The sequence below is a fragment of the Demequina sp. NBRC 110051 genome, assembly GCF_002090055.1.
In the GTDB taxonomy this organism is placed as follows: Bacteria; Actinomycetota; Actinomycetes; order Actinomycetales; family Demequinaceae; genus Demequina.
In genome coordinates, this window is record NZ_BBRH01000007.1 from 142014 (window position 1) to 167680 (window position 25667).

Below are 25667 nucleotides of genomic sequence, written 5' to 3' on the forward strand. Positions count from 1 at the left end.
AACAATACCCCACGCCATGGCGCAAAACCAAAACGGTGGCGAGGGGAGGGCCGATGCGGTGGTTTAGTCGTCCGTCAGCGTCACGTAGACGCCGCCCACCACCGAGGAGACGGCGTTGTAGAGGAACGCCGCGATCGCGCTGAGGGCGGTCAGCAGGACCACATTCACGACCGCCAGCAGGATCGCCGCGCTCATCCACTTGTTGAGCTCGAAGAACTGCATGAGGTTGATGTTCTGCGGCTCGGTAAAGAGCTGAACGATCCAGTCGTTGGCGAGGATGAACAGGCCCTGGCCGTCGAGGACGTGCCACACCACGTAGGTCGCGACCACGGTCATGATGCCGATCGCGATCGACAGCAGGAAGCCGATCTTCAGCACGGACCAGGGGTCAATGCGCGACACCAGCACGCGCGCGCGGCGCGGCGCACCCTTGCCGGGGTGGGCGGGCATGTCGTTGCCCTCGGTGATGGAGCGCTTGGCCTTGTCGCCGTACTCCTTGAGCTTGCCCATGCCGCCACCGAGCACCGCGGCGAAGGTGCTCTCCGAGCCGGCCTGGCCGTGGTCGGCGTCGCCGGCGGGCTTCGCGGGGGCTTCGGTCTTTGCCGGGGCCTCGGCGGGCGCCGCTGCACGAGTGGTGAGCGGCTGCGTGGCGGACACAGGGCTCGCGACGCTGGACTGGCTCGCGGTCGCGACCGTGCCGCTCACGGGGGCGAAGGCGCGCTGCGGCTGCTGCGACGACGTGGGAGCAGCCGACGGCGCCGACGCGGGACGCTGCGCAGCGACCGGCTGCTGACCCGTGGTGGGTCGCAGCGAGGAGCGCGTGGGCTGCTGCCCCGTCGTGGGAGTCGAGACGCTTCCCACCGGAACCTCGTCCGTCGTCGGCTCGAAGGCCGGCGGGGTGAAGGTCTGCCCGGAGTGGGGGGCGCGGTCGTCCGCGGTCATGAATTCTCCTCGTCGTGCCACGCAAGGTGCGCGGTATCAGTCTCCCAGCGTACTTCAGGGCGTCCTCAGGCTAAAGCGACGCGGCTTGTTGCCTGGTATCGCGCGTCCCGCACGCACTCAGGACAACGCCACCCGCAGGACAGAGACAGAGGCCGGGCCCCGAAGGACCCGGCCTCTGTGTATCCCGGAGGGGAAGGTCAACGAACGGCCACCATCACGCCGTCCGCGGCCACGCCTTACGCGTCGACGGGCTGCCAGCCGGTGCCGGGCTCGCCGCCCTCGACGGGCGCCTCGCCCGCGAGGTTGGCGCGGAGCTTGGCACCTAGGTCGGCATCCACGTTGGTCCAGTACTGGATGGCACGCTCGCGGATGTCGTCCGAGACGACGGCGCCCACGTGACCGGTGATCTGCTCGAGGATGTGCGCCTTCTGCTGGTCGTTGAACACGTCGCGGTAGAGCGTGCCGGCCTGGCCGAAGTCGTCGTCCTCGGCGTGCAGGGTCGCGGCCGCGCGCACCATGGCGCCGTCCGACTCCCAGTTGCCCGCGTCACCCGCACGCTCGGCGTCGGCGTGCGCGCCGCCCTTGCTGTTGGGGGCGTACACCGGCGTCGAGGCCGAGGAGAAGGAGTAGCGCATGGCTCCGTCCTTCGCGTACGAGTGGCCGTTCGCGTCCGCGGCGTGCGGGGCGTTCACGGGCAGGTCGGCGTGGTTGGTGCCCACGCGGTAGCGGTGAGCGTCCGCGTAGGAGAAGATGCGGGCCATCAGCATCTTGTCGGGGCTCGCGCCGATGCCGGGCACGAAGTTCGACGGGGCGAACGTGGCCTGCTCGATCTGCGCGAAGTAGTTCTCGGGGTTCTTGTTGAGCTCCATGACACCCACGGGGATCAGCGGGTAGTCGCCGTGCGGCCACACCTTGGTGAGGTCAAACGGGTTGAAGCGGTACGTCTTGGCGTCCTCGTACGGCATGATCTGCACGAACAGGTCCCACTTGGGGAAGTCGCCCGCCTCGATGTGCTCGTAGAGGTCGCGGATGTGGTGGTCACCGTCCGAGCCGGCAAGCTGGCCGGCCTCGTCGATGGTGAGGCCGTGCACGCCCTGCTGGCTCTTGAAGTGGTACTTCACCCAGAAGCGCTCACCCTCAGCGTTGATCCACTGGTAGGTGTGCGAGCCGTAGCCCTGCATCTCGCGCCACGAGCGGGGCAGGCCGCGCTCGCCCATGAGCCAGGTGACCTGGTGGGCAGACTCGGGCTGGAGCGTCCAGAAGTCCCACTGCATGTCGTTGTCGCGCAGGTGCGAGCCCGGAAGGCGCTTCTGCGACCGGATGAAGTCGGGGAACTTGATGCCGTCACGGATGAAGAAGACGGGGGTGTTGTTGCCGACCAGGTCGTAGTTGCCCTCGGTCGTGTAGAACTTCAGCGCGAAGCCGCGGGGGTCGCGCCAGGTGTCGGGCGAGCCGGACTCGCCAGCCACCGAGGAAAAACGCGCGAGCATCTCGGTCTGCACGCCGTCCTGGAAGAGCGCCGCACGCGTGTACTTCGCGATGTCGGGGTTGGTGGTGGTGAAGGTACCGAAGGCGCCGCCACCCTTGGCGTGCACCACGCGCTCCGGCACGCGCTCACGGTTGAACTGGGCGAGCTTCTCGACCAGGTAGTGGTCGGTCAGCGTCGTCACGCCGTCGTTGCCGACGGTCTGCGAGTGCTGGTCCGACGCGACGGGGGCACCGGCGTTGGTGGTGGTGAACTTCTCGCTCACAGCATTCTCCTTCGTGGGTGGGTTCAAGAGGCCGATGCTCCGGCCGGCTCGGCCTGAGCGGCCTTGCAGGCGGAGCACACGCCCCAAAAGGTGACTTCGGCCTCAGTCAGGTCAAAGCCGCTGGTCGTGCTCGGCGTCAGGCAGGGCGCGTGCCCGGTGACGCAGTCGACGTCGGCGACGGCACCGCACCGTTGGCACACGATGTGGTGGTGGTTGTCGCCCACGCGAAGCTCGTACAGCCCGGGGTGACCCGCGGGCTCGATGCGCCGGGCGATGCCGGCGTGGGTGAGGTCGGTCAGCACGTTATGAATCGCCTGACGCGACGTCTGGGGGAGGGTGCGGGACACGGCGCCCATCACGGCGTCGACGCCCGAGTGAGGAAGATCAGCGAGGGCCGCGATGACGGCGACCCTGCTGTCCGTGACGCGCAGGCCGGCCTCGCGCAGGAGCGCGATGGGGTCGGCGGCGTGCGACGTGTGCATGGCCACCACTATGGCACTTTCTTTTGACGGCGTCAAAAGAAATGGCGAAAGGGTGAACGACATGTGCGGACAACGAACGGGCCCGGCCCGCCCGCCGTGACCTTGGACCCACGCGGCAACCCTCGTCGATCCCTACCGTGGAGTCAGGACAAATACCCCGGGAGGTATCTGATGAAACTAGTCGTCGTCGGCGGAGTCGCCGCCGGAGCATCCACCGCCGCACGCGCACGTCGCCTGGACGAGAACGCCGAGATCGTGGTCCTCGAGCGCGGGCACCACGTGTCCTTCGCCAACTGCGGACTGCCGTACCACGTGGGCGAGGTCATCTCCGAGCGCTCGCGCCTCATCCTTCAGACCCCCGAGAGCCTCCAGGAGTCGCTGGGGCTCGACGTGCGCCTGGGCAAGGAGGTCGTGGGGATCGACCGCGAGGCGCGCACCGTCGCGATCCGCGACGTCGACACCGGCGAGGAGACCACCGAGTCCTACGACAACCTCGCACTGTGCATGGGCGCCGAGCCCGTCCGTCCGCCGCTGCCCGGCATCGACCACCCCGCCGTCCAGGTGCTGCGCCGCATCGGCGACATGGACCGTATCAAGGCGCGGCTCGACCAGGCGCTCGCCGCGCAGAAGGCCGGGCGCCGCGGCACGGTCACCGCCGTCGTGGTCGGCGCGGGCTACATCGGACTCGAGATGGCCGAGAACCTCCACCACCGCGGTGTGAAGGTCGACGTGGTCGAGCTCGCCGACCAAATCCTGCCGCCTGTCGACAAGGAGATCGCCGCGCCGGTGCAGCAGCACCTCACCGCGCGAGGCATCGGCCTGCACCTGTCCACCGCGGCCGCGGCCTTCCGCCCCCTCGCCGACGGCGACGGCGCCGACCGCGTGAGCGTCGAACTGGACGACGGCACGGTCGTGGCCGCCGATCTGGTCATCTTGAGCGCCGGCGTGCGCCCCTCGACCGCGCTGGCGACCGCCGCCGGGCTGGAGCTCGGGCCCCGAGGCGGCATCGCCGTGGACACCCACATGCGGACCTCCGACCCGCACATCTGGGCCGCGGGCGACGCGGTCGAGACCGCCCACCCCGTCCTGCCCGGCACCTACCTCAACCCCCTGGCCGGGCCGGCCAACCGTCAGGCCCGCGTGGCCGCAGAGAACATCTGTGGCCGCGACACCGAGTACCGCTCGACCCAGGGCACCAGCATCGTCAAGGTCTTCGACATGGTCGCCGGCGGCACCGGCGCCACAGCACGTCAGCTCGACGCCGCCGAGGTCCCGTACCGGGTGGTCCACCTGCACCCCTCGGGCCACGCCGGCTACTACCCCGGCACCGCGACCATGCACCTCAAGGTGCTGTTCTCTCCCGCCGACGGCGCCGTACTCGGCGCCCAGGCCTGCGGCTTCGACGGCGTCGACAAGCGCCTGGACCTGTTCGCCATGGCCATTCGCGCCGGCCTCACCGTTTACGACCTCGAGGAGCAGGAGCTCGCCTACGCTCCGCCCTTCGGCTCCGCGAAGGACCCCATCAACATGGCCGGCTTTGTCGCGTCCAACGTGCTGCGCGGCGACCTCACCCTCTGGTACTCCGAGGAGTACCCCCAGCAGACCACGGGCACACGCATCGTCGACGTGCGCACGCCCGAGGAGTACGACCTGTGGCACATCCCCGGCGCCGAGTCGGTTCCGCTGGCCACCTTCCGCTCCGCGATCGCCGGCTGGGATCGCGCGCAGCCCGTGCGCCTCTACTGCGCCGTGGGCTTCCGCTCGTACCTGGCCCACCGCATCCTCGTCCAGTCCGGCTTCGAGGACGTCCGCACCCTGTCCGGCGGCTCCACCACGTTCAAGCACGTGCACGGCGCCGAGGCCGAGCCCCAGCCCCTCCCCCCGATGGAGAACTACGCCGAGAAGGTGACCGTCGCATCGGCCGTTGCCGCAGCAACCGGCAAGCAGGCCGACCTGGACTGCACAGGCTTGGCCTGCCCCGGCCCCATCATGCGGCTCGCGACCGCGATGAAGGCGGCCGATGCCGGCGACGAGATCCGCGTCACTGTCTCCGATCCCGGTTTCGCCCTGGACGGGCCCGCGTGGGCGTCGAAGAACGGCCACACCGTGGTCTCCATGGACCCGAAGGGCGCGGGCTACGTCGCCGTGTTCCGCAAGGGCGGGGTGGCGCCGGTGGTCGGCTCCTCCGTGCCGGCCGCCCCGAAGACGTCCATCGTGGTGTTCTCGGGCGACCTCGACAAGGTGCTCGCAGCATTCATCATCGCCAACGGAGCCCTGGCCATGGGCCAAGAGGTGTCGATGTTCTTCACCTTCTGGGGCCTCAACTCGCTACGCCGCGAAGACCCGCCGGCCCGCGACCGCTCCGCGATGGAGAAGATGTTCGGCGTCATGATGCCCGGCGGCGCGGACGACCTGAAGCTGTCGCAGATGCACATGGGCGGCGCGGGCACTGCCATGATCAAGAAGGTCATGAAGGACCACGACGTGCAGTCGCTGCCCGAGCTCATCGCGGCGGCGCAGGCCGGTGGCGCCAGGTTGATTGGCTGCACGATGACGATGGACCTCCTGGGCATCGCACAGTCCGACCTGCTCGACGGGGTCGAGCTCGGAGGCGTCGCGACGTTCCTCGGCGAGGCTCAGGAGTCCGGCACGAGCCTGTTCATCTGACACCACTCATCGGCGCGGGCGTTGGGTCCTGGCCCTGCGGCTAGGCCCACTGCCCGCGCGCGAGCAGGACCTCCTTGAGCAGGTCTGCGCGGTCGGACACGATGCCGTCGACTCCCATGTCGAGCAGGCGGTTCATGTGATCGCGCCGGTTCACCGTCCAGATGTACACCTGCTTGCCGGCGGCGTGAGCCTTCGCGATGTGGCCGGGAAAGATGATCGGCACATTCTTCTGGCGCCACGGGATCTGCAGCGCGTCCACGTCGCCCAGGGTCTTGTTCGTGTCGGCGCCCACAAAACTGCCCAGCCACCACGCGACCGCCTCACGCTGCGCGGCCGGTGTCGCGACCGGGCGACTCAGTAGCTTCAGCGTCGCTCGGCGTCGCTCCGCCGAGAAGGAACCCAGGCACACGCGGTCGTGGGACTTGGTGCGCTCGATCGCCTTCGCCACGGGCACGATGCCGGACTCGCCCTTGACGTCGATGTTCACCTTGACGTCGGGCCAGGTCGCGAGCACGTCCTCGAGCGTTGGCACCGGCTCGAGCCCGCCGATCTTCGCCGCCTTGACTGACGACCAGCGGCGCTCGTCGACCCTGCCCGTCGCGTCCGTGGTGCGGTCGAGAGTCTCGTCGTGCAGCGCGACGGCGACGCCATCCGCCGTGCCGTGCGCATCGGTCTCGAGGTAGCGATAGCCCAGGTCGACGGCCGCCTGGAAGGCCTTCATCGAGTTCTCGAGGCCCTCGAGCGAGAAGCCACGGTGCGCGAGGGCGGCCGGGTATCCGCCGTTGTCAAAGTACGGGTGGCTCATTCCACGACTCTATCCACGAAGGCCCTCACCGCGTCGAGGTAGCGGGCGCGCGGCTCGTCCGCGCTGAGTGCCAGGTCGTGGATGGCTCCGTCGACGACCAGGCGCTCGACGTCCGGGCCCAGCCCGTCCGCCGCCCTGTCGATCGCGCCCACGTCCACGACCGTGTCCTGACTGCCGTGGCGGGGGTTGTCGAGGCGGTCGGGTCCGGTGGAATCGGCCGATGCCACGAGCACTGGGACTCCGATGTGCAGACCCCTGGCCACGCGGGTGCGCGCGGCGAGGGTGGCGGCGAGCCACCCCGCGGTGGCCCCCACACCTTGGGGTCGCTTCCAGTCGGTGTCGAAGACCCAGCCACGCTGCTGCAGACCGGTGGTGTAGGGCGACGGGGCGGGCACCACCACGCGGCGCGGCTGGTAGCGCGCGAGCGTGGGGACGATCCTCATCGCGGCGCTCTGCCATGCCGTGAGCGGCAGACCGAACAGGGGGCCGTCGAGGATCAGTCCCGCGAGTGTGGGATCGGGACGGTCGTTGGCCCAGATGGTCGCGGCCAGCGCGCCGGTCGAGTGGGCGTGCACGATGAGGGGGAGGTCTCGACCCACACGCTGGCTCGCGTCGGCGACCGCCGCGGCGGCGGCATCCGCGATGTCCTCGCCCAATTCGTCGATGTGGCCGATGTGGTGGGCTTGGTTGCCCGGCCGCAGCGAGCGTCCGGCGCGGCGCATGTCGACGGCGTAGACGACGCAGCCCACCTCTGCCAACGCATCGGCCAGGTGGGTCGCGAAGAAGTAGTCGTTGTAGCCGTGCACGATGAGGGCGACGGCGCGTGCGGGCCGCGGCGTCGCCACGCGACGAATCAGCGTGCGGGTGAGGGGTCCGTCCTCCTGACCGGGGCCGGGCGCCGGCGCGCCCAGGTCGGCGGCCTCGTAGCCGTCCAGGATGTCCGTTTTCCACTCCAACGTGCTCATGCGTCCGAGCCTATCCGCGCCGCGCGCCGCGTGGCCGTCACCCGCGATTCACCTGGCACGGGCACACTGACCCCATGAGCGACCACGACGACGTGCTGCCCCCGATGGCCGATGCCCCCGGCCTCCCGAACGCGGACCGCGTGCCGCGGCGCCAGGTGTGGGCGTGGGCCCTGTGGGACTGGGCGACGCAGCCGTTCAACTCGGTCATCATCACGTTCGTCTTCACCGCGCTGTACCTCACCTCGGACAGCTTCATCGATCCCAACGTGGTCGCGCTTGGCGAGGACGCCGCCGAATACAAGGCCGCCTCGGCGGCCCTCGACGCCAACCTCGGATGGGGCATCACCGCGGCCGGCATCCTCGTCGCGCTGCTGGCACCCGTGCTGGGACAACGCGCCGACGCGACCGGGCGACGCAAGTCGTGGCTGGGGTGGATGACCCTGCTCCTCGTGGCATGCATCGGCGGTCTGTACTTTGTCGAGGCGACGCCTGACGCCTTCTGGCTGGGCGTCGGCCTCATCGCGGTCGGGTCGATCGTTGCGGAGATCGCAAACGTCAACTACTACGCGATGATGACGCAGGTCTCGACGCCGTCGACGATGGGCCGCGTCTCGGGCCTCGGCTGGGGCCTGGGCTACATGGGCGGCATTCTGACCTTGGTGATCGTGGTGCTGCTCGACACCTTCTCGTGGTTCGGTATGGACACCTCGAACGGGATGGCGTTCCGACTCATCGCGGTCGGGTGCGCGGTGTGGGTACTCATCTTCGCCTGGCCGCTGTTCGTGTACGTGCCCGAGACGAAGGTGCACCGCCGTCCCACCGTGAACTTCCTGCGCGGCTACGGCGTGCTGATCGCCGACCTCAAGCGGCTGTGGCGCGAGGCGCGCTCGACCCTGTGGTTCCTCCTCGCCGCCGCCGTCTACCGCGACGGCCTGGCCGGCGTCTTCACGTTCGGCGCGATCATCGCCGCGAAGTCCTTCGGGTTCAGCGACCAACAGGTCCTCATCTTCGGCGTCGCAGCCAACCTCGTCGCAGGCGTCTCCACCATGATCTTTGGCCGCTACGACGATCGCTGGGGTCCGCGCCGGGTCATCGTGCTGTCACTCGCCGTCATCGTGGGTGCCGGGCTCGTCGTCGTCGCCCTGCACTCGGTAGGCGCCATCGTGTTCTGGATCTGCGGCCTGCTGCTGTCGGGCATGGTGGGCCCTGCGCAGGCGGCATCGAGATCGCTCCTGTCGCGCGTGTCGCCCGAGGGCCGCGAGGCCGAGATGTTCGGCCTGTATGCAACCACCGGCCGCGCCGCGTCGTTCCTGGCGCCGGCCATGTGGTCGCTGTCGATCACCATCTTCGGCGCGACCATCTGGGGCACGCTGGGCGTGATCGCGGTCGTCGCGCTGGGGCTCGCACTGCTGCTGCTCATGAAGACCCCCCAGCCCGGCCGCGCATAGCGCGCACCCCGCCCCACGCAACCCCTGCGCTTCATGGAACGCCACCGTCGTTCTCAGCATTTCTGTGTCTCCTATGGGACGGCCACCGTTCGCCCGAGCGCTGACCGTCCCATAGGACGCACGGATCTCGGCAGAGCGACGGTCACTGTCCCATAGGGCCACGATGCGACGCACGGCGCTCGCCGGACATGAGTGTGGCCCCAGTGCATCAGCACCGGGGCCACACTCGGCAGTCGTTTAGGAGTCGGCCGACTCCGCAGACGGCGCAGGGGCCTCAGCAACGGCGTCCGCGGGAGGCTCGGCAGACGAGGCGTCGGCTTCGGCCTCGACCTCTTCCTCGACCTTGCGCTCGACGTTGCGGGCGATGCCGATGACCTTGTCACCCTTGCCGGGCTTGGCGAAGATGACGCCCATCGTGTTGCGGCCCTTCGCAGGAACCTCGACCACGTTGGAGCGGACCACCTTGCCGGACTCCATGATGACCAGCACCTCGTCGGTCTCGTCGACCAAGAGGGCGCCCACCAGGTCGCCGCGTTCGTCGGTGAGCTTGCCCACCTTCACACCCAGGCCGCCGCGGTGCTTGGCATCCCACGCAGACGCCGCGGTGCGCTTGGCGTAGCCCAGCTCGGTCACCACGAACGAGTACGGGCCATCCGAGACCTCGACCTCGTCGCCCTCGGCGTCCGTGACAGTGCCGTCATCGGCCGTGCCCTCGGGAACATCGGCCCCGATCACGTCGAGCGCGAGCAGCTCGTCGTCGTCGCGGAAGCTCATGCCCTTGACGCCCGACGTCGCTCGGCCGGTCGCGCGGATCTCCTCGTCGGTCGCGTGGAAACGCACCGACTGACCCTTGCGCGAGACCAGCATGAGGTCGTCCTCGGGACCGGCCAGGCGTGCGGACACGAGCTCGTCGGGACGTAGCTCGCCGTCCTCGCCCTCCACGTCGCGCAAGTTGATCGCGATGAGGCCACCGGAACGGTTCGAGTCGTACGCCGTGAGGTCCGTCTTCTTGACCAGGCCGCGCTTGGTGGCGAGCACCAGGTAGGGCTTGTCCTCGTAGGACGCGATGTCGAGCACCTGGGCGATCTCCTCGCCCGGCTGGAAGGCCAGCAGGTTCGCGACGTGCTGACCCTTCGAGTCGCGGCCCCCCTCGGGCAGCTCATAGCCCTTGGCGCGATACACGCGGCCAAAGTTGGTGAAGAACAGCAGCCAGCGGTGCGTGGTCGTCACGAAGAAGTGCTCGACCATGTCGTCGCTGCGCAGGGTCGCGCCGCGGACACCCTTGCCGCCACGCTTCTGCGCCCGGTACTGGTCCGAGCGGGTGCGCTTGGCGTAGCCGCCGCGGGTGATCGTGACGACGACCTCCTCCTCGGCGATGAGGTCCTCGATGTCCACCGAGCCGTCGAAGGGGGAGATCTCGGTGCGGCGCTCGTCGCCGTACTTGCGCACGATCTCCGCAAGTTCCTCGGACACGATGGTGCGCTGACGCTCCTCGGACGCGAGGATTGCCTTGAGGTCTTCGATCTCCGCCATCAGCTTGGCGTAGTCCTCTTCGATCTTCTGGCGCTCGAGAGCCGCGAGGCGGCGCAGTTGCAGGTTGAGGATCGCGTTGGCCTGGACCTCGTCGACGTCCAGCAGCTCCATGAGGCCGCTGCGGGCCTCGTCGGCCGACGGCGAGCGACGGATCAGCGCGATGACCTCGTCGAGCTGGTCGAGGGCCTTCACGTAGCCGCGCAGGATGTGAGCCTCACGCTCGGCCTCACGCAAGCGGTACGCGGTGCGCCGCTGAATGACCTCGATCTGGTGGGTGATCCAGTGACGCACGAACGAGTCGAGGGGGAGCGTGCGGGGCACGCCGTCCACGAGCGCGACCATGTTGGCGCCAAAGGTCTCCTGCAGCTGCGTGTGCTTGTACAGGTTGTTGAGAACTACCTTGGCGACGGCGTCGCGCTTGAGCACAATGACCAGGCGCTGGCCGGTGCGGCCCGAGGTCTCGTCGCGAATATCCGCGATGCCGGCGAGCTTGCCGTCTTTGACAAGTTCCGCGATCTTCAGCGCAAGGTTGTCGGGGTTGACCTGGTACGGCAGCGCCGTGACGACCAGGCATTGGCGTCCCTGGAGCTCCTCGACGTTGACCACGGCGCGCATAGTGATGGAGCCGCGTCCCGTCCGGTACGCCTCGTCGATGCCACGCTTGCCAAGAATGAGCGCGCCGGTGGGGAAGTCGGGGCCCTGGATGCGCTGAATCAGCGCCTCGAGCAGCTCCTCACGAGAGGCCTGCGGGTGATCGAGCGACCACTGGACTCCCTCGGCCACCTCGCGCAGGTTGTGCGGCGGGATATTGGTGGCCATGCCGACCGCGATACCGGCGGAGCCGTTGACGAGGAGGTTCGGGAAGCGCGCGGGGAGCACCCTGGGCTCCTGCGTCTTACCGTCGTAATTGTCCTGGAAGTCGACCGTTTCCTTGTCGATATCGCGGACCATCTCCATGGCGATGGGCGCCATGCGAGCCTCGGTGTAGCGGTGCGCGGCGGCGGGGTCATTACCCGGCGAGCCGAAGTTTCCCTGTCCCGCTGCCAGCGGGTAGCGCAGCGACCAGTCCTGCACCATGCGCACGAGGGTGTCGTAAACCGCGGAGTCACCGTGCGGGTGATAGTTACCCATCACCTCGCCGATGATGCGGGTGCACTTCGAGAACGAGCGGTCGGGACGGTAGCCGCCGTCGTACATCGCGTAGACCACGCGACGGTGGACAGGCTTGAGGCCGTCCCTCACGTCGGGCAGGGCACGCCCGACGATGACCGACATGGCGTAGTCGAGGTACGACTGCTGCATCTCGACATTGAGATCGACCTTGTCGATCCGGCCGTGGTTGTGGACCTCAGATGTCAAGGAACCTCACGTCCTTCGCGTTGCGCTGGATGAAGTTACGGCGCGACTCGACGTCGTCGCCCATCAGGATCGAGAAGGTCTCGTCGGCCAGCGCCGCGTCCTCCATGGTCACCTGAAGAAGGGTGCGGGTCTCGGGATCCATGGTGGTCTCCCACAGCTCCGAGTAGTCCATCTCACCGAGACCCTTGTAGCGCTGGATGCCGCTCTCCTTGGGAATCTTCTTGCCGTGCGCAAGGCCATCCTTCAGGACGGCGTCGCGCTCACGGTCGGTGAAGACGTAGTCGTGGTCGGCGTTGGACCACTTGATCTTGTACAGCGGCGGCTGGGCCAGGTACACGTAGCCGGCCTCGATGAGCGGACGCATGTACCGGAACAGGACCGTCAGCAGCAGGGTGCGGATGTGCTGGCCGTCCACATCGGCATCGGCCATCAGCACGATCTTGTGATAGCGGGCCTTGTCCAGGTCGAACTCGTCGCCGATGCCCGATCCGAACGCGGTGAACAGCGCCTGGATCTCGGCGTTGCCGAGCGCACGGTCAAGGCGGGCACGCTCGACGTTCAGCACCTTTCCGCGCAGCGGCAGGATCGCCTGGGTCGCGGGGTTGCGCCCGCGCACGGCGGAGCCACCGGCGGAGTCACCCTCCACGAGGAAGATCTCCGAGATGCTCGGGTCCTTGGATGAGCAGTCACGCAGCTTGCCGGGCATGCCACCAGACTCGAGTAGGCCCTTGCGGCGGGTCGCCTCGCGCGCCTTGCGGGCGGCCAGTCGCGCCTGCGAGGCCTGCAGCGCCTTGCGGATGATCTCCTTGGCCTCGTTCGGGTGAGCGTCGAACCAGTCACCCATCCGCTCGCCGACCATCTTCTGCACGAAGGTCTTGGCCTCGGTGTTGCCCAGCTTGGTCTTGGTCTGGCCCTCGAACTGCGGCTCGCCGAGCTTGACCGAGATGACGCAGGTGAGGCCCTCGCGGACGTCGTCACCGGTGAGGTTGTCGTCCTTGTCCTTGAGCAGACCCTTCTCGCGCGCATAGCGGTTGACCAGCGTGGTCAGCGCGGCGCGGAAGCCCTCCTCGTGCGTTCCACCCTCGGTGGTGGCGATGGTGTTCGCGTAGGTGAACACCGACTCCGAGTACGCGGTGGTCCACTGCATGGCCATCTCGAGCGAGATCGACTTCTCGGTGTCCTCGGCCTCGATGTCGATGACGTCGGCATGCACCAGCTCGGACTTCTTGAGTTCGTTCAGGTGAGTGACGTAGTCGATGAGTCCGCCGTCGTACTTGTACACGACGGTGCGCGAGGTGGGGGCGTCGTCGTCGCCCTCGGCCTCGACGTCGTCCGATGCGGTGACGTGCTCGGGGCGCTCGTCCGTCAGCTGGATGGACAGTCCCTTGTTGAGGAACGCCATCTGCTGGAAGCGGGCGCGCAGCGTCTCGAAGTCGTACTCGGTGGTCTCGAAGATCTCCGGGTCGGCCCAGAACGTCTGCTGCGTTCCGGTCGCGTCGGTGTCCTCGCCCTTGATCAGGGTGCCCTGCGGCTTGCCGCCGTCGGCGAACGCCTGGCGCCACACCGAACCCTGGCGACGCACCTCGGTTTCGACCTTGTAGCTCAGCGCGTTCACGACGGAGATACCCACGCCGTGCAGACCACCCGAAACCGCGTAGCCGCCGCCACCGAACTTTCCACCCGCGTGCAGGATCGTCATGACGACCTCGACCGTGGGCTTTCCCTCCGTGGGGTGCATGTCGACGGGGATGCCACGGCCGTTGTCCGTGACCCGGACTCCTCCATCTGCCAGGAGCGTCACGGTGATAGTGTCGCAATAGCCCGCGAGGGCCTCGTCGACGGAGTTGTCGACCACCTCGTAGACAAGGTGGTGCAAACCGCGCTCACCGGTGGAGCCGATGTACATACCCGGTCGCTTACGGACGGCCTCGAGGCCCTCCAGAACGGTGATGTTCTCGGCGCCGTAGGCAGGCTGAGCGGGCGACGCGTCGTTCTCGGCCACAGATTTTCGCCTTTCACGGGACTGACGCGGGCTGAGACAGCACGCGATGTACTCCGTGTCATTCTAGCCCGCTCTAGGGCCAATCAACGCGCGTACGTGGCCGTTTGTGGACAATGCGACGGCTACTCCAAGAAAGCCCTACCCGTAGGTGTCGCGCGGCCCCCGCCCGGGCACACGTCGCTGGCCGCGCGTCCACGATCGCGCCGTGGGACCCAGCACCTTGAGTTCGCGCACGATGTCGCGCCCAAACTCCTCGTTGATGCGATGGCGAATCTGACCTGACATAATGCCCAACTGCGTCGCCCACGCCGTCGAAGAGGCCTTCACCGTGAGGACCCCCTCGTCGAAGGTCATCGGCTCGCAGTGGTCCGCGATCTGGTCGCCCACGATCTCGCGCCAGCGCGCCATCACGCCGGAGACCTCGATCTGTTCGGTCCAGCCCATGCGCCTGAGCAGCGCCTCGACCGCCTCGGACATCGGCTGCGGGTCGCGGCCGGGGGAGAAGGGCTGTGAGTCGCGCCGCTTCTGTTCCTTGGCTCGCTTTGCCGCGGTCGGGGACGTCCGGTACGCACCGCGTTGTCGCGCCGAGGCTCGCGCGCGTTCCATCGCCTCGCGGGCCAGCTCGGCTCCGCTTGCACGGGGGGCCGATGCGCCGGCTGGCTCCCCAGCCGCCTCGCCTCGCGGTTCTGGCGGCTCGGGTACGGCCGATGCGTCTCTCTCGTCAGCCACCGACCGTCACCTCACCCTTCGTGACGGTGAGCACCTCACCACGAAGACCGTCGGGCACGTCCTCGGCGACGGCCGCGGTGATGAGGACCTGGGAGGCCTCGGACAAACGCTCGGCGAGCGCGGCGCGGCGGCCCGAGTCGAGCTCGGCGAACACGTCGTCGAGGATCAGCACGGGCTCGCCGTCATCCCCGGCATCCGGGCCGTCGTCGGCGGTGAGCAAGTCATACGAACCCAGCCGCAGAGCGAGCGCGCATGACCAGCTCTCGCCGTGACTCGCGTAACCCTTGGCCGGAAGATCTCCCAGCGCGATGTCCAGATCGTCGCGGTGGGGACCCGCGAGCGTGACCCCGCGCTCGATCTCCTTCGGGCGGAGTTCACCCAAGCGCTCGAGAAGACGAGCGGCGATGGTGGCCGCCGTGGCATCGGCCGCCAAAGCCTCAGGACTATCGAGCGAGGTCGCATACGACACCCGGCAATCTCCGCCATCGGGTGCCACGGCCGCGTAGGCTGACTTGACATAAGGCGAGAGCGCCGCGATTGCGGCACGACGCGCGGCCACGATCCGTCCACCCACCTCGGCGAGTTTCTCGTCCCAGATGTCGAGCATGGTGAGGTCGCCGCGGGCGTTCTTCGCGGTCTTAAGCATGCTCGAGCGTTGGCGCAGCACGCGGTCATAGTCCGAGAGGTCTCCCGCGAGGCGCGGCTGCAAGGCCACGATCAGCTCGTCCATGAACTGACGGCGACCGGCGGGATCCCCCTTGACGAGCGCCAGATCCTCGGGAGCGAACACCACCGTGCGCAGCGTGCCCAGCAGGTCGCGCGGCTTCGCGGCCGCGCGGCCGATGCGCGCGGTGTTGGCCTTGCCCGGGTTCAGGGAGATCTCGAGCGCGAGCGAGCGCCCGGCCTTTTCCACCCGAGCCCTCACGACGGCACGCTCGGCGCCCGCTCGGATGAGCGGGGCATCGGCCGCGACCCTGTGTGACGATAGGGTCGAGAGGTAGCGCACCGCCTCGACCACGTTCGTCTTGCCCTGGCCGTTGCGGCCCACCAGCGTCGTGACCCGCGGGCCGAACTCGATCTCCGCCGACTCGTACGAGCGGAAATCGGTGAGGCTCAGATGCGTGACACGCATCGCGGGTCAGGACTGGATGCGGATGGGCACCAGGAGGTAGCGGAACTCGGAGGCGAGGTCGCCACCGGGCTCGGCAAGTCCGACGAACTCGACGGGCTTGGTCTCCTGCGTGAAGCCCAACTGCACGTACTCAGTGCCGAGCGCGCCCAGACCATCCAGCAGGTACTGGGGGTTGAACGCGACGGTGATGGCGTCGCCGTCAAGCGAGCACTCAAGCGCCTCCGACGCCTGAGCGTCGTCGGTCTGGCCAGCGTCGAGCGTGACCTCACCCTCGGCGAAGGCGAGGCGGACGGCCGAGTTGCGCTCGGCGACGAGGGACACGCGGCGCGTCGCCTCGATCAGCTCGGTGGTCTTGACCACGGCCTTGATGGGGGTGTCGTCGGGGAACAAGCGGCGCACCTGCGGGTAGTCGCCGTCCATCAGCAGCGAAGTGGTGACCAGGCCGCCGGCCTCGAAGCCGATGAGGTCCACGCCCTGGCCGGAGCTGAGCGCGACGGTGACGTCGCCGGCGCCGAGCGCCTTGGCAGTGTCGGTCAAGGTCTTGGCGCGCACGAGCGCGACCGATGAGATGTCCGACTTCGACGGCTTCCAGCTGAGCTCTCGCAGAGCGAGACGGTAGCGGTCGGTCGCGAGCAGCGAGATGTGCGATCCCTCGATCTCCATGCGCACGCCGGTGAGGATCGGCAGGGTCTCGTCGCGCGAGGCGGCGGAGGACACCTGGCTCACGGCCTGCTGCAACTGAGAGCCGTCGATGGTGCCCGAGTGCTCGGGGAGCTCGGGCAGCGCGGGGTACTGGTCGACCGGCATGGTCGCGAGCGTGAAGCGCGACGCGCCACAGGTGACCGAGACCTTCGAGCCCTCGAGCGTGAAGTCGACAGGCTTGTGCGGCAGGGCGTTCGCGATCTCACGCAGCAGCCGGCCCGAGACCAGCACCTCGCCGGACTGCTCGACGTCGGCGGCGAACTCGCCACGTGCGGAGACCTCGTAGTCGAAGCTCGCCAAGCGGACGGTGCCCGCGGCATCGGCGTCGATGCGCACACCCGCAAGCACGGGAACGGGCGGACGGGCCGGCACGGCGCGCGAGGTCCAGGCGACGGCGTCGGCCAACACGTCACGGTCGACGGTGAACTTCATGGGATCTCCTTCAGTCTGGCGCACAGACTACGCCACAGCGGTGACGTGACAAGTGACATCTCGCGCGCCGGCGTGCATCGTGGTGCTCGGCCAATGAAGGCCGGGTTGTGCAAAGTGGAAGAACAAAAAGTGAGTCGTAGTCATAGGGTCCGTGGAATCTGGGGAGAACCACAAAAATCCCTGGCATCTGGCGTGATCCGGTTGTGAACGATCCGTGGACGGATCGATGAACGAGTTCTTGTCATCCGTGGACGGCCGTCCCAGAATCACAGAAGTTGTTATTCCCTCCACATCGCCTGCACATGGACGTGAACGGGCTGTCCACGGGATTCCACAGATTTATCCACATGTGTGAAATTCGGGTCGCAGGGCCCTTGACGTGGCAATGAAAGGCCCGATAACGGGCCGAGACGGGCATGGCGCGGCCTCGACGGGTGGGATCGAGGGTCGCGGAACCCATGGCCGAGGCGAGCCGTATACGAGGGCGCGCCACAGCATCGGCCGCCGGGACGGCCATGAAAAGGACAGGACTAGCCGCGAGCCTGCTGCTTGATGCGGGCGTGGATCTCGTTGACCTGGTTGTACATCTGGCGACGCTGCGCGATCTGGTCCTCGACCTTCTTGACCGCGTACATGACCGTGGTGTGGTCCTTGCCGCCAAAGCTCTCGCCGATCTTGGGCAGGGACAGGTCGGTGAGCTGCCGGCACAGGTACATGGCGATCTGACGCGCCGTCACATACACGCGCGAGCGCGAGGTGCCCGTGAGTTCGTCCATGGAGATGCCGAAGTAATCCGCCGTAGTCCCGATGATCGAGGACGCGGTGATCTCCGAGTCGTCGTCGGAGATGAGGTCCTTCAGCACCACCTGGGCGAGCGACAGGTCGACGGGCTGCTTGTTGAGCGCCGCAAACGCCGTGACGCGGATGAGGGCGCCCTCGAGCTCGCGAATATTGCTCGTGATGTTGGAACCGATGTACTCCAGCACGTCGCCCGGCGCCGCGACGTCGTCCACCGCGGCCTTCTTGCGAAGGATCGCGATGCGGGTTTCGAGGTCCGGCGGCTGCACGTCCGTCATGAGGCCCCATTCGAAGCGGGTGCGCATCCGCTCCTCGATGCCCGACAGGTTGCGCGGGCTCACATCCGACGTGATGACCACGTGCTTGCCGGCGTTGTGCAGCGCATTGAACGTGTGGAAGAACTCCTCGAGCGTCTGTTCCTTGCCCTGCAGGAACTGGATGTCGTCGATGAGGAGGACGTCGACCTCGCGGTACGTGCGCTTGAACGTCAGCGAGCGGTCGTCGCGGATCGAGTTGATGAAGTCGTTGGTGAACTCCTCCGAGTTCACGTAGCGCACGCGGGTCTGCGGCTTGAGGTGGCGCGTGTAGTGACCGATCGCGTGCAGCAGGTGCGTCTTACCCAGCCCCGAGTCGCCATAGATGAACAGCGGGTTGTACGTCTTGCCCGGGCTTTCGGCCACGGCGAGCGCCGCGGCGTGGGCGAAGCGGTTGGACGATCCGATGACGAACGTGTCGAACGTGTAGCGGGGGTTGAGGTGCGGGTCCTCGAACGAGGGAGCCGCGGGTTGCTCACGGACGGCCGATGCCGCGGCTGGGTGGGCGACCGGCTCGTCGTCTTCGACGGGCGGGGGCGGCGGCTCGACCGACGAGTCGACTGTCACCGCGATGCGGACCTCGCGGCCCAGCAGATCGGACAGCGCACGAGTGATGGGCTCGCGCAGCGTCCCCTCGACATAGTTCTTGGTGAAGTCCTGGGCGACGGCGAGGAAGACGTTGTCCTCGACGACGGCGAGAGGCTTGATGAGCCTCAGAAACGACCGGTTCTGCGCGGACAGCGCATCGTCATCGGCCAGGTGCTGCCAGGTGCGGGTCCACAGGGAGTCGATGGACTCCGCTTTGCCGGCGTCCTGATCCGCGGCCATCGGCCCTCCTTGCAGCGTTGTCCACAGTGTTGTTCACAGGGGTTGAGAGGCTGTCACGCAACCGTTACCCCCGGCACGGCGTGTCGCTCCCCGGCGTGCGGGAGCGTGTGGTGGAGCCTATCTTGTTCACGGCTCGCCACCAATGTGGGAACCGTGATTTGACCTGCCTCACGCGGGCGCGTAACGTTAGTGCGCTGATTTGACCATCACCACAACAACCGTCATGGAGTGACCCGTGAGCAAGCGGACCTACCAGCCGAACAACCGCAAGCGCGCCAAGACGCACGGCTTCCGCCTGCGCATGCGCACCCGCGCCGGACGCTCGATTCTCGCGTCGCGTCGCCGTAAGGGCCGCGGCAAGCTGTCGGCGTAAGAGGTGTTGCCGGCCCGCTCGCGCATGTCGGCGTCGGCGGACTTTCAGTCCGTCATGCGTCGGGGTGTCAAGAGCGGCCGCGCCACCGTCATCGTCTACCTCAAGCAAACCGGCTATGCGGACAGCATCGCCGGTTTCGCCGTATCCAGAGCGGTCGGAGGTGCTGTGATGCGCAACCGTGTCAAGCGGCGCCTGCGCGCGATCATGGCGGAGGCGTTGCCCGCACTGCCCGATGGCTCTGCCGTCGTGGTCCGGGCCCTGCCACGCTCGGCAGACGTTGATTATGTCAAGTTGCGTCGCGACGTGAACGAAGCATTGACGACCGCCCAACGCAAGGCGGCGCTCGCATGAGCGCCCGTGCGGTGGCGCGGTCCGTCATGCGTGTGCCCGCGCTCGCGCTCGCCGGACTCATCCGGCTTTACCAGCTGGTGATCTCCCCGCTGACGGGACCCACCTGCAAGTACTATCCGAGTTGTTCCCACTACGGGTTGACTGCGGTGCGGCGTCACGGCGCCGTGCGGGGTGGGGCCCTCGCCGTGTGGCGGGTGTTGCGCTGCAATCCCTGGAGCAACGGAGGAGTGGACGACGTACCCGCCAAGGGTGAGCCGCTCTTCAGACGCACGACCATGACCAGGCCGGAGGCTTCCGCCTCCGCGACCGCAAACTAAGGACTGCACAGTTGGGCTTCCTCGATACGATCCTCTGGCCGCTCGAATGGGCCGTGGCCAACATCATGGTGCTGTGGCACTGGCTGTTCACGACCGTCGGTATGGACTCTGCAGGCGGCTGGGCCTGGTCGCTGTCGATCGTGGGCCTCGTGGTCACGATCCGCGTGATGCTGATCCCGCTGTTCGTGAAGCAGATCAAGGCGTCCCGTGCGATGCAGATGATCGCACCCGAACTGCGCGCGATTCAGAACAAATACAAGAACAAGAAGGACCAGGCATCTCGCGAGGCCATGAGCCGCGAGACGATGGAGTTGTACTCCAAGCACAAGACGAACCCGTTCTCGTCGTGCTTGCCGATGCTGATCCAGGCGCCCATCTTCTTTGCGCTGTTCCGCGTGCTCAACTACCGCATCGAAGGTGTGGATGAGGCTCGTCCCATCGGCATGCTGACGACGGAGCTCGCCGCTCAGGCGCACGACGCGACCATCTTCGGTGCCCAGCTGTCCGACACCTTCATCGGTTCCACCGACGTCTCAACGAAGATCGTGTCCGCTGTCCTCATCGTGATGATGGTCGCGACGACGTTCACCACGCAGCGTCAGTTGACCCAGAAGAACATGCCGGCCTCGGCCCTCGAGGGCCCCATGGCGCAGCAGCAGAAGATCCTCATGTACGCGCTGCCCTTCATCTTCGTTATCACCGGCCCCAACTTCCCCGTGGGTGTGCTGATCTACTGGACCACCACCAACCTGTGGACGATGGGCCAGCAGTTCTACGTGATCCGGAACAACCCGACTCCCGGCTCCCAGGCTGAGCGGCAGCTCAAGGCTCGCAAGGAGGCGAAGGCCCGCAAGAAGGGCATCGTGATCGAGGGCACGTCCGAGGACACCACGACCAAGACGATCGACGCGCCGCCGGTGAACCGCCAGCGTCAGCAGCCCAAGAAGGGCGGCTCGCGCGCGCAGCGCAAGAAGCAGATGCCGGGTCAGAGCCAGGGCTCCCCGACAGACGACGATTCCGCCGACACCGACGGTGCCGGTTCCGACAAGAAGGACTCCGATGACTGACGACAGCAAGACGAGCCGCCTCGAGTCCGAGGGGGACATCGCCGCCGATTTCCTCGAGGAACTGCTCGACATCCTCGACATGGATGGCGACATCGACATCTCCGTCGAGGCCGGGCGTGCGAAGGTGGCCATCGTCGCCGACGGCCCCAGCCAGGACCTCAAGCGCCTGGTGGGCCCCGAGGGTGAGGTGCTCGACGCGCTCCAGGACCTCGCTCGGCTCGCCGTGCAGTCCGAGACGGGTGACCTCTCGCGACTCATGCTCGACATCGCCGACTTCCGTGCGGGACGCCGTGAGCGTCTGGCGGAGCAGGCCCGCGAGGCGATTGCGCGCGTGCGTGAGAGTGGCCAGCGCGAGAGCCTGCCCGCGATGAATGCCTTCGAGCGCAAGGTGGTGCACGACGTGGTCCTCGAGGCCGGCCTGGCCTCGGAGTCCGAGGGCGAAGACCCCCAGCGCTACGTCGTGGTGCTGCCGGCGTCCTGACGCCTGTTTCACGTGAAACATGGGGACGGCGACGGCATGAATGAAGCAGATGGCACGGAGGTGCCCGCCGAACTGCGTACCCTTGCGAACGATCCGCTGAACGGTGACGCTCGCGTAGCGGAGTATCTGGGAGATTCCTTTCCTCGCGTTCAGGCCTTTGCGGAACTGCTTGCCGACCAGGGAGTCCTCCGCGGCCTCATCGGGCCGCGCGAACTCACGCGCGTCTGGGAACGCCATATTCTGAATTCCGCCGCGGTGGTCCCGTTCCTGGGGGAGGGCACCATCGTTGACGTAGGTTCTGGTGCGGGCCTGCCCGGATTGGTCATTGCGGCCATGCTGCCTGAGCGTCAGGTGGTGCTGGTGGAGCCGATGGAGCGGCGTACGTCCTGGCTCTTCGAGGCCGCCGAGCGATGCGGGATCGACAACGCGATCGTGGTGCGTGGCCGTGCCGAAGAGGTCCGTGAGAGCGTCGAGGCTGATGTGGTGACCGCGCGTGCGGTCGCTTCGATCGACAAGTTGGTGAAATGGTGTGCACCGCTACTGAGCGACACCGGGTCGATGGCGCTACTGAAGGGACGCACTGCGCCGGACGAGCTTGAACGCGCCAAGTACGTCCTGCGCAAGGCAAAGCTCACGGGGCAGGTGCACGAGGCCGCCACAATCGACGGCGTGGACCCCACCACGGTGGTGACCCTCAGCCGGACGGCCTAACTGACGCTGTTTCACGTGAAACAGCGACGCGACGCTTTCGCCGCGGTCAAGGTGTATGGCCATGGTCCGGCGGTCGCTTCACGTGAAACACCGCAGCGCCGCTGGGCCGGGAGACCGAGCGTGTTGCGAAGTGCGGTGAAGGTTTCACGTGAAACACAGTTGGCCTCGGCAGGGTCACCGCGGGCTTGCTGGGTCGCCGCGAGGCACGAACGCCTACGGCACGCGCGTCCATTTTCCCCACCTTTGTCCACACGTGATTTGTGCGGGAAATTGCGGTTCCTCACACCGTTATCCACAGCCGATCGGTGTCCATCGCGGGCAGCTCGGACCGACCTCGCGAAGCTCGGTGGCGCGCGCCAACCTCGTCACACTCTGCGATGTGTCTCAGTCAAATAGGGGTAGAGTCGTGACCCTATCGACACCCCGCGCGGGTGTTGTTTCACGTGAAACCCCACGAGCTCAGAAGGAGAGTGTGTGAGCCACGAGGTGAACGCGGCAACGCAGCCGGAGGCGGCGGCGACGGCCGACGCGACCGAGGTTTCACGTGAAACAGGGGACGCGTTTAGCGCCTTCGACGAAGGCGATGACAGTCCGCTCGCTCGCGAGATGATTGCCACCGAACGTCAACGCCAGGCCCTGCACGACGCCGACTTCCCCCGCCCGTCCCAGACGCGCGTGTTCGTGGTCTCCAACCAGAAGGGCGGGGTGGGGAAGACCACCACGTCTGTTAACGTCGCCGCTGCACTGGCCCAGAAGGGCGCCAACGTCCTCGTGATTGACACCGACCCGCAGGGCAATGCCTCGACGGCACTCGGTGTCGACCACTACGCGGGCACGCCCAGCATCTACGACGTCCTGCTTGACGATGTCCCGATCCACAAGGTTGCCCAGCGGTGTCCCGATATCGACACCCTGTGGTGCGTGCCCGCCACGATCGACCTCGCCGGAGCCGATATTGAGCTCGTCTCGGTCGTCAGCCGGGAGTACCGCCTCCAGCGCGCGGTCGCCGAACTGCTTGAGGGACACGGCAAGAATCTCGACTACATCTTTATCGACTGCCCGCCCAGTCTCGGTCTTCTCACGTTGAACGCGATGGTGGTGGCTCAAGAGGTGCTGATCCCTATTCAGTGCGAGTACTACGCGCTCGAGGGTCTCACCCAACTGATCAACACCGTGGAGATGGTGCGCAAGCACCTCAACAAGGGGCTCCATCTGTCGACCATCGTGTTGACCATGTTCGACGGGCGCACCAATCTTGCCCGAGAGGTGGCACACGAGGTGCGTACCCACTTCCCACGACAGACCCTCGAGCAGACGGTGCCACGTTCGGTACGCGTCTCCGAGGCGCCCAGCTTCGCACGCACGGTGATCACCCATGACCCGCACTCGAGCGGCGCAGTGGCGTACATGAGCGTGGCCAAGGAGATTGCCGAGCGAGGCCGGCAGCGCGACAACGAAAGGGGACAGGCATGAGCGGCACCAGGAGGGGCCTCGGACGAGGCCTCGGAGCCTTAATCCCCGAGCAGCCCGCGCCGGGCGCTGCGCCCGCCAAGGAGCGTCCGCACGACGTATTCTTCGCCTCGAGCGCCGCCGCTCCGGAGGCACCGACCCCCGAGCCGACCGACGACGGCTTGCTTCCCGTGCCAGGAGCCACCTTCGCGCATATCGACCCGCGCGAGGTGACCCCGAACCCGCGCCAGCCACGCGCGGTCTTCGATGAGGACGCGCTGGCCGAGCTGGTGGGATCGATCAAGGAGATCGGCGTCCTGCAGCCCATCGTGGTGCGCAGGAAGCCCGACGGCGGCTATGAGCTCATCATGGGTGAACGCCGTCTACGGGCCTCCAAGGAAGCCGGGATCGACGCGATCCCCGCCATCGTCCGCGACACGGATGACGTGGACATGCTGCGCGACGCGCTGGTCGAGAACCTGCACCGTTCACAGCTCAACCCCCTGGAGGAGGCCGCGGCGTACCAGCAGCTCCTCGAGGACTTCGGCATCACCCACGAGCAGCTGGCAAGTAAGATCTCCCGCTCGCGCCCTCAGATCTCGAACACCCTGCGTCTGCTCAAGTTGCCCCCCGTGGTCCAGCGCCGCGTTGCGGCCGGCGTCCTGTCCGCGGGCCACGCGCGGGCGCTGCTCTCGCTCGAGGACCCGGCCGCGATGGAGGCACTTGCCCAGCGCATCGTCGCCGAGGGTCTCTCGGTGCGTGCGACCGAGGAGGCCGTGACGCTGGGAGTCGACAAGCCTCGTGCCAAGCGCGGCACCGTCCGCTCGGGCGGCCGCACCGAGGCACTCGACGATCTCGCATCGCGCCTGGGCGACCGCTTCGACACGCGCGTGAAGGTGGCCTTGGGGAAGTCCAAGGGCCGCATCACCATCGAGTTCGCCACTGTCGACGACCTCAACCGCATCATTCACGAGCTGTCGCCCGAGGATCCTGGTGTTCTCGCGGCCGCGGGCACGGACGCCAGCGGCGCCGAAGGGGAGACGAACCCAGCGTAATCCCTGGTAAATCGCCTAGCGGCGGTCGAAGGCCGCCTGTGCGATGCTCCGATACACCTCGGTAAGCGAGCGGCCGGAGGCCTCGACGGACTGCGGCAGCAGCGAGGTCTCCGTGAGGCCCGGTGTGACGTTGACGTCGATCACCTGTGCCACACCGGCCTCGTCAAGGATGATGTCCACGCGCGAGAGGTCCCTGAGCCCTAGGTTCCGGTGCACGGCGAGGGCCGTCTCGGCGACGGTCGCCGCATCCTCGGGGGAGAGCCGCGCCGGCACGAAGTACTCGACGCGTCCGGGGTTGTAGCGGGCGTCGTAGTCGTAGGCGCCCTCGGCTTGAATCTCGACGGCAGGCAACGCCTCGGCGGCGTCGCCGGTGCCGAGAATCGAGACGGCCACCTCGATGCCGGTCACGGCCGTCTCGATGAGCGCCGTGTCTCCATAGGCGAAGCAGTGCACCAGCGCGCGGCTGAGCTGATCGCGCTCGCTCACCAGCGAGACTCCCAGCGCGGAGCCCCCTCGCGCGGGCTTGACGACGACGGGCAGGCCCATGCGATCGACAATCGCGTCGATAACGTGCTCGGCGCCCACCTCGCGGAACAGCGACTGGGGCAGCGTCACGTACTCGGGAGTCGCGATCCCGTCGCGCACAAAGATGGCCTTGGCGACCGACTTCACCCACGCCACGCGGGCCTCGCGCGCTCGGGTGCCCACGTACGGGACGCCCAACAACTCGAGCAGCCCCTGGAGCGAGCCGTCCTCGCCGGAGGCACCGTGGAGCATAGGCCAGACGACCACATCCTCACGATCCCGCAAAGAGGGAATCAAGGAAGAGTCGACGTCGTGCAAAGAAACCTTGACGCCCGCGTCACGTAGCTCCTCCTGGACGCGCCGCCCTGACCTCATTGAGACGTCGCGCTCGTGCGACAGTCCACCGGCCAGCACCATCACGTCCATGTCAACACTCCTTCGTAGCGGTC

22 protein-coding genes are annotated in these 25667 nt (G+C 67.4%); 10 read left to right on the forward strand and 12 right to left on the reverse strand.

Annotated features, from left to right (window positions below):
- Positions 1–63 precede the first annotated feature (63 nt).
- From B7K20_RS13205 to B7K20_RS02240, 3 genes are all read right to left on the reverse strand, one after another.
- On the reverse strand, positions 64–942 hold the full coding sequence (locus tag B7K20_RS13205) for a DUF3566 domain-containing protein (RefSeq protein ID WP_234985672.1): 879 nt from the start codon (positions 940–942) through the stop codon (positions 64–66).
- A gap of 236 nt (positions 943–1178) precedes the next feature.
- Positions 1179–2693 carry a catalase gene (locus B7K20_RS02235; protein WP_084099890.1) on the reverse strand — a complete coding sequence of 505 codons (1515 nt, stop codon included), beginning with the start codon at positions 2691–2693 and terminating at the stop codon, positions 1179–1181.
- A gap of 23 nt (positions 2694–2716) precedes the next feature.
- Positions 2717–3175, reverse strand: a complete 459-nt coding sequence (locus B7K20_RS02240; RefSeq protein ID WP_084100058.1) for a Fur family transcriptional regulator — start codon at positions 3173–3175, stop codon at positions 2717–2719.
- Positions 3176–3346: 171 nt separating this feature from the next.
- Between B7K20_RS02240 and B7K20_RS02245 the strand changes: the two genes are divergently transcribed.
- On the forward strand, positions 3347–5842 hold the full coding sequence (locus B7K20_RS02245; protein WP_084099892.1) for an FAD-dependent oxidoreductase: 2496 nt from the start codon (positions 3347–3349) through the stop codon (positions 5840–5842).
- A gap of 40 nt (positions 5843–5882) precedes the next feature.
- Here the strand turns inward: B7K20_RS02245 and B7K20_RS02250 are convergent, their stop codons facing one another.
- Both B7K20_RS02250 and B7K20_RS02255 read right to left on the reverse strand, forming a co-directional pair.
- On the reverse strand, positions 5883–6647 hold the full coding sequence (locus B7K20_RS02250; RefSeq protein WP_084099894.1) for a glycerophosphodiester phosphodiesterase: 765 nt from the start codon (positions 6645–6647) through the stop codon (positions 5883–5885).
- Positions 6644–7612 carry an alpha/beta hydrolase gene (locus tag B7K20_RS02255; protein ID WP_084099896.1) on the reverse strand — a complete coding sequence of 323 codons (969 nt, stop codon included), beginning with the start codon at positions 7610–7612 and terminating at the stop codon, positions 6644–6646. Before B7K20_RS02255 ends, B7K20_RS02250 begins: the two co-directional genes overlap by 4 nt.
- Positions 7613–7686: 74 nt before the next feature.
- Here B7K20_RS02255 and B7K20_RS02260 point away from each other — a divergent pair, with 74 nt between their 5' ends.
- The gene (locus B7K20_RS02260) at positions 7687–9060 is read left to right on the forward strand and encodes an MFS transporter (protein WP_084099898.1); all 1374 of its coding nucleotides are present in this window, start codon (positions 7687–7689) and stop codon (positions 9058–9060) included.
- Positions 9061–9297: 237 nt separating this feature from the next.
- On the opposite strand, the gene gyrA is transcribed toward B7K20_RS02260, so the two are convergent.
- The 6 genes from gyrA to dnaA form a co-directional block, all read right to left on the reverse strand.
- On the reverse strand, positions 9298–11895 hold the full coding sequence (gyrA, locus tag B7K20_RS02265; RefSeq protein WP_084100060.1) for a DNA gyrase subunit A: 2598 nt from the start codon (positions 11893–11895) through the stop codon (positions 9298–9300).
- A 46-nt stretch (positions 11896–11941) separates the two neighbouring features.
- Positions 11942–13954 (reverse strand): DNA topoisomerase (ATP-hydrolyzing) subunit B, encoded by a 2013-nt coding sequence (gyrB, locus tag B7K20_RS02270; protein ID WP_084099900.1) that lies wholly within the window; start codon positions 13952–13954, stop codon positions 11942–11944.
- Positions 13955–14092: 138 nt separating this feature from the next.
- On the reverse strand, positions 14093–14683 hold the full coding sequence (locus tag B7K20_RS02275; protein WP_144018488.1) for a DUF721 domain-containing protein: 591 nt from the start codon (positions 14681–14683) through the stop codon (positions 14093–14095).
- The gene (recF, locus tag B7K20_RS02280) at positions 14676–15815 is read right to left on the reverse strand and encodes a DNA replication/repair protein RecF (protein ID WP_084099904.1); all 1140 of its coding nucleotides are present in this window, start codon (positions 15813–15815) and stop codon (positions 14676–14678) included. Before recF ends, B7K20_RS02275 begins: the two co-directional genes overlap by 8 nt.
- Positions 15816–15821: 6 nt before the next feature.
- Entirely contained in the window at positions 15822–16949 is a 1128-nt protein-coding gene (gene dnaN / locus B7K20_RS02285) for a DNA polymerase III subunit beta (RefSeq protein WP_084099906.1), read from the reverse strand.
- A gap of 530 nt (positions 16950–17479) precedes the next feature.
- Positions 17480–18889, reverse strand: coding sequence for a chromosomal replication initiator protein DnaA (gene dnaA, locus B7K20_RS02290; RefSeq protein ID WP_084099908.1), 1410 nt, complete (start codon positions 18887–18889; stop codon positions 17480–17482).
- Between the two features lie 235 nt (positions 18890–19124).
- Here dnaA and rpmH point away from each other — a divergent pair, with 235 nt between their 5' ends.
- From rpmH to B7K20_RS02330, 8 genes are all read left to right on the forward strand, one after another.
- Positions 19125–19262, forward strand: a complete 138-nt coding sequence (rpmH, locus tag B7K20_RS02295) for a 50S ribosomal protein L34 (RefSeq protein ID WP_084079500.1) — start codon at positions 19125–19127, stop codon at positions 19260–19262.
- 3 nt (positions 19263–19265) lie between these two features.
- Positions 19266–19613 carry a ribonuclease P protein component gene (rnpA, locus tag B7K20_RS02300; RefSeq protein ID WP_084099910.1) on the forward strand — a complete coding sequence of 116 codons (348 nt, stop codon included), beginning with the start codon at positions 19266–19268 and terminating at the stop codon, positions 19611–19613.
- Entirely contained in the window at positions 19610–19930 is a 321-nt protein-coding gene (gene yidD / locus B7K20_RS02305; RefSeq protein ID WP_084099911.1) for a membrane protein insertion efficiency factor YidD, read from the forward strand. The genes rnpA and yidD overlap by 4 nt, the downstream gene beginning before the upstream one ends.
- Positions 19931–19941: 11 nt before the next feature.
- Positions 19942–20997 (forward strand): membrane protein insertase YidC, encoded by a 1056-nt coding sequence (gene yidC / locus B7K20_RS02310; protein ID WP_084099912.1) that lies wholly within the window; start codon positions 19942–19944, stop codon positions 20995–20997.
- Complete coding sequence (locus B7K20_RS02315; protein WP_084099913.1) at positions 20990–21478, forward strand: R3H domain-containing nucleic acid-binding protein; 489 nt, start codon at positions 20990–20992, stop codon at positions 21476–21478. Before yidC ends, B7K20_RS02315 begins: the two co-directional genes overlap by 8 nt.
- A gap of 36 nt (positions 21479–21514) precedes the next feature.
- Positions 21515–22189, forward strand: a complete 675-nt coding sequence (rsmG, locus tag B7K20_RS02320) for a 16S rRNA (guanine(527)-N(7))-methyltransferase RsmG (protein ID WP_084099914.1) — start codon at positions 21515–21517, stop codon at positions 22187–22189.
- A 474-nt stretch (positions 22190–22663) separates the two neighbouring features.
- Complete coding sequence (locus B7K20_RS02325) at positions 22664–23662, forward strand: ParA family protein (RefSeq protein WP_304441298.1); 999 nt, start codon at positions 22664–22666, stop codon at positions 23660–23662.
- Positions 23659–24693 (forward strand): ParB/RepB/Spo0J family partition protein, encoded by a 1035-nt coding sequence (locus B7K20_RS02330; protein ID WP_084099916.1) that lies wholly within the window; start codon positions 23659–23661, stop codon positions 24691–24693. The genes B7K20_RS02325 and B7K20_RS02330 overlap by 4 nt, the downstream gene beginning before the upstream one ends.
- A gap of 15 nt (positions 24694–24708) precedes the next feature.
- Here the strand turns inward: B7K20_RS02330 and B7K20_RS02335 are convergent, their stop codons facing one another.
- Positions 24709–25644 (reverse strand): D-alanine--D-alanine ligase, encoded by a 936-nt coding sequence (locus B7K20_RS02335; protein ID WP_084099918.1) that lies wholly within the window; start codon positions 25642–25644, stop codon positions 24709–24711.
- Positions 25645–25667: the final 23 nt, after the last annotated feature.

Bases quoted from the DNA above. Each gene is read 5' to 3' on its own strand.
- B7K20_RS13205 (WP_234985672.1), bottom strand. From the start codon at position 942: ATGACCGCGGACGACCGCGCCCCCCACTCCGGGCAGACCTTCACCCCG.
- B7K20_RS02240 (WP_084100058.1), bottom strand. From the start codon at position 3,175: ATGCACACGTCGCACGCCGCCGACCCCATCGCGCTCCTGCGCGAGGCC.
- B7K20_RS02245 (WP_084099892.1), top strand. From the start codon at position 3,347: ATGAAACTAGTCGTCGTCGGCGGAGTCGCCGCCGGAGCATCCACCGCC.
- B7K20_RS02250 (WP_084099894.1), bottom strand. From the start codon at position 6,647: ATGAGCCACCCGTACTTTGACAACGGCGGATACCCGGCCGCCCTCGCG.
- B7K20_RS02255 (WP_084099896.1), bottom strand. From the start codon at position 7,612: ATGAGCACGTTGGAGTGGAAAACGGACATCCTGGACGGCTACGAGGCC.
- B7K20_RS02260 (WP_084099898.1), top strand. From the start codon at position 7,687: ATGAGCGACCACGACGACGTGCTGCCCCCGATGGCCGATGCCCCCGGC.
- gyrA (WP_084100060.1), bottom strand. From the start codon at position 11,895: ATGCAGCAGTCGTACCTCGACTACGCCATGTCGGTCATCGTCGGGCGT.
- recF (WP_084099904.1), bottom strand. From the start codon at position 15,815: ATGCGTGTCACGCATCTGAGCCTCACCGATTTCCGCTCGTACGAGTCG.
- dnaN (WP_084099906.1), bottom strand. From the start codon at position 16,949: ATGAAGTTCACCGTCGACCGTGACGTGTTGGCCGACGCCGTCGCCTGG.
- dnaA (WP_084099908.1), bottom strand. From the start codon at position 18,889: ATGGCCGCGGATCAGGACGCCGGCAAAGCGGAGTCCATCGACTCCCTG.
- yidD (WP_084099911.1), top strand. From the start codon at position 19,610: ATGAGCGCCCGTGCGGTGGCGCGGTCCGTCATGCGTGTGCCCGCGCTC.
- B7K20_RS02315 (WP_084099913.1), top strand. From the start codon at position 20,990: ATGACTGACGACAGCAAGACGAGCCGCCTCGAGTCCGAGGGGGACATC.
- rsmG (WP_084099914.1), top strand. From the start codon at position 21,515: ATGAATGAAGCAGATGGCACGGAGGTGCCCGCCGAACTGCGTACCCTT.
- B7K20_RS02330 (WP_084099916.1), top strand. From the start codon at position 23,659: ATGAGCGGCACCAGGAGGGGCCTCGGACGAGGCCTCGGAGCCTTAATC.
- B7K20_RS02335 (WP_084099918.1), bottom strand. From the start codon at position 25,644: ATGGACGTGATGGTGCTGGCCGGTGGACTGTCGCACGAGCGCGACGTC.